Here is a 7,876-nt window from a genome sequence, read left to right on the forward strand (position 1 = left end):
GTTTTACTTGTTTGTAAACTCTTCGTCGCTCAGTGGTGGCGTATTATACGTGAATCTAAATGGGTGTCAACACCTTTTTCTTAAAATTTTCAAATAAAATAAAAATACCGCCTTGCGGCGGTATTTTTATTGAGGCTTTAATCGGTGAAATGATTATTTATTGTCATCTTTTACTTCGGTGAATTCTGCATCGACAACCCCATCATCTTGCTGAGTTTGTTGTGGCTGTGCATCGCCCGCTTCTGCCGTAGCGCCTGCGTCAGCATAGATTTTTTGACTAACCGGTAAGAAGGCATTGTCTAGAGCTTCAAGTTTTGACTTGATGTCATCTAGATTATCTTCTTTAACCGCCAATTCTAGCGCTTTGATAGCGTCTTCTACTGAAGTTTTGTCGCTATCGGTTACTTTGTCAGCGGCATCTTTCATGGCTTTTTGTACGCCATGAATACGACCATCTGCTTCGTTACGTACTTGCGCAAGTTCAGCAAATTTGGCATCTTCAGCGGCATTGGCTTCAGCATCACGAATCATCTGCTCAATTTCAGCATCTGATAGACCTGAATCGGCTTTAATTTGGATACTTTGTGCTTTACCTGTACCTTTATCTTTAGCTGAGATATTCATGATACCGTCAGCGTTGATGTCAAAGGTAACTTCAATTTGCGGTACGCCACGCGGTGCGGGTGGAATATCGGTCAAATCGAAACGTCCAAGCAATTTGTTTTGGGCGGCAATTTTACGCTCACCTTGGTAGACTTGAATAGTTACTGCTGGTTGGTTGTCATCCGCTGTAGAGAACACTTGTGATTTCTTGGTTGGAATCATGGTGTTTTTCTCGATGATTGGCGTCAACACACCGCCCATGGTTTCGATGCCTAGGGTTAACGGTGTTACGTCAAGCAGTAGTACGTCAGTTTTGTCACCAGACAGTACCGCACCTTGAATCGCTGCACCCATCGCTACCGCTTCGTCAGGATTCACATCTTTACGAGGTTCTTTACCAAAGAATTCTTGAACACGCTGTTGCACCAGTGGCATACGGCTTTGACCACCTACCAAGATAACGTCATCAATATCAGACGCTTTTAAGCCCGCGTCGCTCAGTGCGATTTTACAAGGCTCAATGGTACGGTTGACAAGCGCTTCAGTTAAACTTTCTAACTTGGCACGGGTTACGTTTACCACTAAGTGTTTTGGACCTGTGGCATCGGCAGTGATGTACGGTAAGTTAATATCGGTGCTTTGTGAGCTTGAAAGTTCGATTTTCGCTTTCTCTGCTGCTTCTTTTAGGCGCTGCATTGCCAGCGGGTCACCTTTTAGGTTCACACTGTTTTCTTTTTTGAATTCTTCAACCAAATAGTCGATTAAGGTCAAGTCAAAGTCTTCACCGCCTAAGAAGGTGTCACCATTGGTTGAAAGCACTTCAAATTGTTGCTCGCCATCAACGTCTGCGATTTCGATGATTGAAATATCGAAAGTACCACCACCTAAGTCATAAACTGCAATCTTACGGTCTGCCCCGCCTTTTTTGTCCATGCCGTAAGCTAAGGCTGCCGCTGTAGGTTCGTTGATGATACGTTTGACATCAAGACCGGCGATTTTACCTGCGTCTTTAGTGGCTTGACGTTGGCTATCATTAAAATAAGCAGGTACCGTTACTACCGCTTCAGTGACGTTTTCACCCAGATAATCTTCTGCAGTTTTTTTCATTTTTTTCAAAACTTCAGCAGAAATTTGAGGTGGTGCTAATTTTTTATTGTTGATATCAACCCAGGCATCGCCATTGTCAGCTTTGACAATTTTATATGGCACCATGCCGATGTCTTTTTGCACGACTTTGTCTTCAAACTTGCGACCAATCAAACGCTTGATAGCAAATAAGGTATTTTGTGGGTTGGTTACCGCTTGGCGTTTGGCTGATTGACCGACTAGGATTTCGCCGTCATCTTTATAAGCAACGATAGATGGGGTAGTGCGTGCACCTTCAGCATTGTCGATGACTTTAACTTTGTCACCTTCCATCACTGCAACACATGAGTTGGTTGTACCTAAGTCAATACCAATAATTTTAGCCATAATTAAATTCTCCAATTTTTATTTTGATGGTAAGTGGTGATGAGCACCACGTTGTCTTGTATTTTTATATCGGTTTACCGAGGGTTTTTTTCAAGCAGTTAGCAAAAGTTTTTTGCTACGCTTGTTACCCATCGGTCAATCCGTTGTTTACTGCTTGCCTACTAGCTGCCCACGCGAACCATGGCTGGGCGCAATAAACGCTCATTTAGCGTATAACCTTTTTGTAGTACTTGACCGACTTGGTTGGCACTTGCCTCTGGGTCAATACCCACGGCTTCATGCAGGTCAGCATTGAATGTTTCGCCTTGTGGATCGACCACTTTTACGCCGTATCTTTCTAGCACCGTAATCAGCGATTTGTGGGTAAGTTTGACGCCTTCAAGCACAGGGTCATTGTCAGATTGGTTACTTTCAATCGCACGTTCAAGGTTATCCACGGTTTCTAATAGGTCTTTGGCAAATTTTTCTAAAGCAAATTTTTTGGTTTTTTCGGTTTCTTGCTCCATGCGGTTGCGCGCATTGTAGGCTTCAGCATTGGCACGGGCATGAGCTTCTTTGGCTTCTTTGACTTGACCTTCAAGCTCGGCAATACGCTGCTCGTAAGTGCTTAAGTTGATGTCGCTAGGAATGGTTTTTTGCTCGTTACTTGGCTCAAACTGTTCCATGGCATCTTTTAACTCCGTTGAGACGGCGTCAGTTTGATTTTGCGGTTGCGTATTTTGGTTGTTATCAGCTGAATTCATCAATCATCACTCCTATTATCAAAGTAACCGTCACCAAGGTAACAGTTACACGTTAAAACGGTTAAAGTTATTGGCTTTGATAATGGTTAATCCCTTTGATTTCAAGAGTGATTCGCATTATTTGCGGGTCAAAATGACGTTTTTCATATATATCCACACTAAATTTGCGTATTTATGAAATTAGGGATTAAAAATCGCTAGAAACATGGTTAAAAACAACATTGCTAAAAACATGGCGTTAAGCGCGTACTTGTTGTTGGGTGAGAGCATCAAAAATCTGGCTAGGTCGAACAAATCCAAGGGTGTCGCCGAGTAAATAACCGATGGCATCACCGAAGTAATGATAAGCAGACGCGAAATCAGTAGCAGGTGTTAAACCTGATAGGTTACAACTCGTGGATACCAAAAATCCAAACGGGTTATTGTTGTCTGCTTGGGCGATGTGATTGCATAGTTTGGCAATCATCGGATGGCTAATCACTCGTATTGCCAAGCTATCTCGCCCACCTGTGACCCACTCGGGGATTTTGCCTTGCAATGTCCCAGGAATCGGTAACAACCAAGTGGTGGCTTGTGCATCGGTGGATTGCCAACTTGCCGCAATGGTGTTGACTACCTGCTGTGGTAACGTCTGTAAGAATGGCTGAATATGCGCGATATCGCCTGTAATAACAATCATACCTTTTTCGATTGGACGTCGTTTAATCTCTAAAATCTGTTTCACTGCGGTTTCGTTAAATGGATCACAGCCGATTCCCCACACCGCTTCGGTTGGATAAGCGAGCAGATTGCCGGCTTGTAAAAATTGCTGAACTGCATCGAGCTGGGTGTTATTAAATTGCATTATATACCTCGATTATTTGGTAGTTTTGTTGCTTATGGCTTATCAAAATTAAGGGCGGCAGCGCATATATAGACCGCCGCGCTGCATCACCAGTCCCATTAGCTCAAGCTCAGTCAGCCAGCCCATAAGTGTGGCAATATCGGTGCGGGTCTTATCGACCAAGCTGTCTAAATCTTGCCCGACCCAATCGAGTTGATTAAGTAGTGTCTGCAAATGCGGCGGCACATCCATCGCCAATGGTGCTTGGTGCGGCTGGGTGTTTGACGCTGATTCGGACGGTAATTGAGGACTACTGATGACTGCCTGTGCAACTATCGGCGCTGGTTCAACCTCGGTGGCTTTGACAATCGGTGATTTAAAAATTGATAAATCTTCCAAAATTTGTGATGGATGATCGACCAAGGTCGCACCCTCACGAATCAATTGGTGGCAACCTTTGGCGTTGAGGTTATCAATATGACTAGGAATAGCAAAAACTTGTTTGCCTTGCTCGTTGGCTTCTCTGGCCGTGATGAGCGAGCCACTTTTGGCAGCCGCTTCAACAACCAAAGTTGCCAAACTTAGCCCAGCGACTAGACGATTGCGCCTTGGAAAATGGTAGCGATTGCTCGGCATATCGGGCAATAATTCACTAATGACGCAGCCACCTGACGCAATAATATGGGCTTTAAGGCTGGCATGATTTTTTGGATAACAATGTTTAATACCATTGCCCAGTACCGCAATAGTACCACCTTGTGTGCCCGTCATCTGTAGACTTAACGCACCTAAATGCGCTTGTTTGTCAATGCCTTCTGCCATCCCACTGGTGATCCATAAGCCTTCGTGCGCCAAATATTGCGCCATATCAAAGGCAATTTTTTCGGCATGTGGGCTAGGTTTACGACTCCCAACGATCGCCAATTGTGGTTGGCTTAAAGCAGATAAGTTGCCTTGATACAATAGCAAAGGGGGCGGGTCATAGATGTTTTTTAACTGATTCGGATATAAAGGATCATTATCAAACACAACCCCATACTGCCCTTGTGATAGTTCTAATAGCGTATCATTCAAAAACTGGCTGGTTCGGCTGGCGCTGATAAACTCAGCAAAGCGTTTGTGGTGATTATCATGCAAGCCCAGTGCTTGCCAATCTGCCAGCTTGGCTTGAATGGCTTGTTCAGCGCTACCAAAACGCGCTACAAGCTTGTTATAAACAGGTACCGATAAGTTCACTAAATGCCATAACAATAAGGCAGCCTGCTGCGCCGGGTTTAGGTTAGGTTGATAGTCCTGCATCACGTATATTCCTTGGGCATGTATATGGCTTATGAATGTTTGCTATTATAAGTTTTTCTCACGATAAAAACTTTAAAGACAGCAAAGCCAGTCAAGGTGACTGGCTTTTGAACAATCGCTTACTAATCAAGCATAACTAAGGGCAAGCAAGCAAAGGCAAACAAGATAGTTAGTTGCCGACCGCAGGCAATAAAAAATCTTGCTCATGAATCGGTGATTCTGCATCGAGTACATAAGCGTAGCTAATATCGTTAAATGCTTTAAATACCATCACATGAGCGATTTGCTCACTTGGCAACCGTACTGCCCCACCTTTCACGGGTGAGTAGTCGTCCAAGACTAAAGCGCCTTTTTGATAAACCGTCAACACATCGCCTGGCTCAGCGCCTTGGCTGGTGCCCAAATTAATGGCAATCACCCCATCTCGACCCGCACTACTAATAGAATTTAAAATGCGAATCACGCGACCGCCACGGGTAACGCTGGCAGATTTTGGATAAAACGCGGGTGGCAAGTACTGACCGACTTCGACAAATACACGGTCGCCTTCGCGCACTTCTTGACCATACGATTTTTTAAGCTCGATACTAGAAACACCGTTTGATGCTACGCTAGTGACGATACCTGCGGCAACTTGGGTGACTTCAAGACCGATAACTTTACGGGTGGTTGGGTCAACATACGGTTCGCCCTCACGATACACACCATAGCGTTGTCCCACAATGAGTGGCATGCCTTTGGCATAGATTTTGTTACCGACACCTGTGATAATATTTTTATCTTTTGAAGCAAGCACATAGGGGGTAGTTTTAAAGTCATCAGGCGATACGATGATATTGCGCTCAAGCCATGTTTCAATGGCAGTCAAAGGAATCGCAGCGATGCTACCTGCGGCACTTACCACTGTGGTTGTGGTGACTGGCGCGTTCATGGCTTTTTCAATGCCTGCACAGCCTTCACCCGTATCTACACCAACCAATTTTTGCCCTTTAATCACACATAAAATAATCACATCTTTTGGATAAATCAGATGCGGATTACGAATCTGCTTATTGGTCGCCCAAATTTCTTTCCAGCGCCACGGACTTTCTAAGAATTTACCGGAGATATCCCAAAGCGTATCACCTTTTTTTACCACATAACGGTTGGGCGCATCGGCTTTGATACGAGGCGGCGGGTTGTTAGCAGCGGCTACCGAAGTCACTGTCATACCTAGGGTTGCCAACAAAGCGAAGGATAATTTTTTCATTGTCGTGGTGTTATAGTTTGTCATAGCCCAATGCTCAAGGTTAACCGCTTAACGCTTTAAAATGGCATACGCTTTACCATCACTTATAAAAATCATAGCCAAATGTTGTGTTATGTGTCGCAAAATCACCCATAATTTGCACTATGTAAATTTTGGTTAGCATAGCATAAAATAATTGGGGCTTCATAAATTTTCTTTTTAAATCTTTTTTTAAATGATTTGGTTTTGGTGGATTTTAATCACTCAATCATTATCATTGATTATTTGCTATTGTGAAGCGATTGGTTTGCACCTATATATAGGTTATAGTAGCCAAACTTTAGCGTTTGCGTTACCCTATGCCAATTTTTTTAGAGAATTTTTGCCAGATTAACCAAATTAAAAGTTGACCCATTATGGCCTTACGTACTATTTTAAACTACCCAGACCCGAGGCTTCGTACCCTTGCCAAGCCCGTTACCCACTTTGATGATGACTTAAAAACCTTGATTGATGATATGTTTGAAACCATGTATGCCGCCAAAGGTATTGGTCTTGCGGCAACGCAAGTGGATGAGCACATTCAATTGGTGGTGATGGACTTATCTGAAGATGGCAGTCAGCCTCGGGTTTTTATCAACCCTGTTATCACCCCATTAGCTGATGAGTTATATAGCTACGAAGAAGGGTGTTTGTCTGTGCCAGAGTATTATGACAAAGTCGATAGACCCAAACATGTCAGAATTGAGGCTGTCGACGCGCAGGGCAACCCGTTTGTTGAAGAAGCACAAGGCCTACTTGCCGTATGTATCCAACATGAAATTGACCATTTAAATGGTAAAGTTTTTGTAGATTATTTATCCAAGCTCAAACAAGACCGTGCGCGTGATAAAGTGCGTAAAGTTGTCAAACAGCGTGAAAAAGATGCTGAACATAAAAGACTGTGATTTTTAACTGTAAGGGAAAACCATGACCACTCGCCCATCGCGTATCGCCACTGTCACACGAAATACCGCCGAAACCCAAATCACCGTGTCTATCAACCTTGACGGTACCGGTCAAGGCGCCATTGACACGGGCGTGCCATTTCTTGACCATATGCTTGACCAAATCAAACGACATGGCTTAATTGACATGGATATCACCTGTAACGGCGACACCCACATTGACGACCATCATAGCGTCGAAGATGTCGGTATCACGCTAGGTCAAGCCTTCAAACAAGCGATTGGTGACAAAAAAGGCATCGTGCGTTATGGGCATTTTTATGCCCCACTCGATGAAAGCCTTAGCCGTGCGGTAGTGGATATTTCAGGTCGCCCTGGACTGCACATGGATATCCCGTTTACCCGTGCGATGATTGGTGGGTTTGATGTGGATTTGTTCAGTGAATTTTTCTATGGCTTTGTCAATCATGCCATGATAACTATTCATTTGGATAACTTGAAAGGCAAGAACAGCCATCACCAAATTGAAAGTACGTTTAAAGCCTTTGCTCGTGCGCTGCGGATGGCAGTGGAATATGATGAAAGAGCTTTGGATAGATTGCCGAGTACGAAAGAAAGTCTTTAATAGCAACCTGTAAAAATAAAAGCCCTGTTTGAGAAGAGGGCTTTTTTTATGCTAGTTTTTCTGTACTAATTTTTGCGTGTTAGTCTTTAAAATTATTAAATTGCAGTGGCACGCCAAATTGCTTTTCTTTCAAAA

7 protein-coding genes are annotated in these 7,876 nt (G+C 43.7%); 2 read left to right on the forward strand and 5 right to left on the reverse strand.

Annotation, left to right across the window (positions count from 1 at the left end):
* Nucleotides 1–153: 153 nt before the first annotated feature.
* From dnaK to RT143_RS11875, 5 genes are all read right to left on the reverse strand, one after another.
* Nucleotides 154–2,076 carry a molecular chaperone DnaK gene (dnaK, locus tag RT143_RS11855; RefSeq protein ID WP_313093244.1) on the reverse strand — a complete coding sequence of 641 codons (1,923 nt, stop codon included), beginning with the start codon at nucleotides 2,074–2,076 and terminating at the stop codon, nucleotides 154–156.
* A gap of 161 nt (nucleotides 2,077–2,237) precedes the next feature.
* Nucleotides 2,238–2,819: a nucleotide exchange factor GrpE gene (gene grpE, locus RT143_RS11860; protein WP_313093246.1), complete on the reverse strand. Its 582-nt coding sequence runs from the start codon at nucleotides 2,817–2,819 to the stop codon at nucleotides 2,238–2,240.
* A 238-nt stretch (nucleotides 2,820–3,057) separates the two neighbouring features.
* Entirely contained in the window at nucleotides 3,058–3,663 is a 606-nt protein-coding gene (locus tag RT143_RS11865) for an L-threonylcarbamoyladenylate synthase (RefSeq protein WP_313093248.1), read from the reverse strand.
* Between the two features lie 48 nt (nucleotides 3,664–3,711).
* Nucleotides 3,712–4,941 (reverse strand): DNA-processing protein DprA, encoded by a 1,230-nt coding sequence (gene dprA / locus RT143_RS11870; protein ID WP_313093250.1) that lies wholly within the window; start codon nucleotides 4,939–4,941, stop codon nucleotides 3,712–3,714.
* A gap of 169 nt (nucleotides 4,942–5,110) precedes the next feature.
* Nucleotides 5,111–6,214: a LysM peptidoglycan-binding domain-containing protein gene (locus RT143_RS11875; RefSeq protein WP_313093252.1), complete on the reverse strand. Its 1,104-nt coding sequence runs from the start codon at nucleotides 6,212–6,214 to the stop codon at nucleotides 5,111–5,113.
* A 371-nt stretch (nucleotides 6,215–6,585) separates the two neighbouring features.
* Here RT143_RS11875 and def point away from each other — a divergent pair, with 371 nt between their 5' ends.
* Nucleotides 6,586–7,116: a peptide deformylase gene (def, locus tag RT143_RS11880; RefSeq protein WP_284034828.1), complete on the forward strand. Its 531-nt coding sequence runs from the start codon at nucleotides 6,586–6,588 to the stop codon at nucleotides 7,114–7,116.
* 22 nt (nucleotides 7,117–7,138) lie between these two features.
* Nucleotides 7,139–7,741: an imidazoleglycerol-phosphate dehydratase HisB gene (hisB, locus tag RT143_RS11885; RefSeq protein WP_201665163.1), complete on the forward strand. Its 603-nt coding sequence runs from the start codon at nucleotides 7,139–7,141 to the stop codon at nucleotides 7,739–7,741.
* Nucleotides 7,742–7,876 lie beyond the last annotated feature (135 nt).

The sequence above is a fragment of the Moraxella sp. CTOTU48268 genome, assembly GCF_032069585.1.
Lineage (GTDB): Bacteria > Pseudomonadota > Gammaproteobacteria > Pseudomonadales > Moraxellaceae > Faucicola > Faucicola cinerea.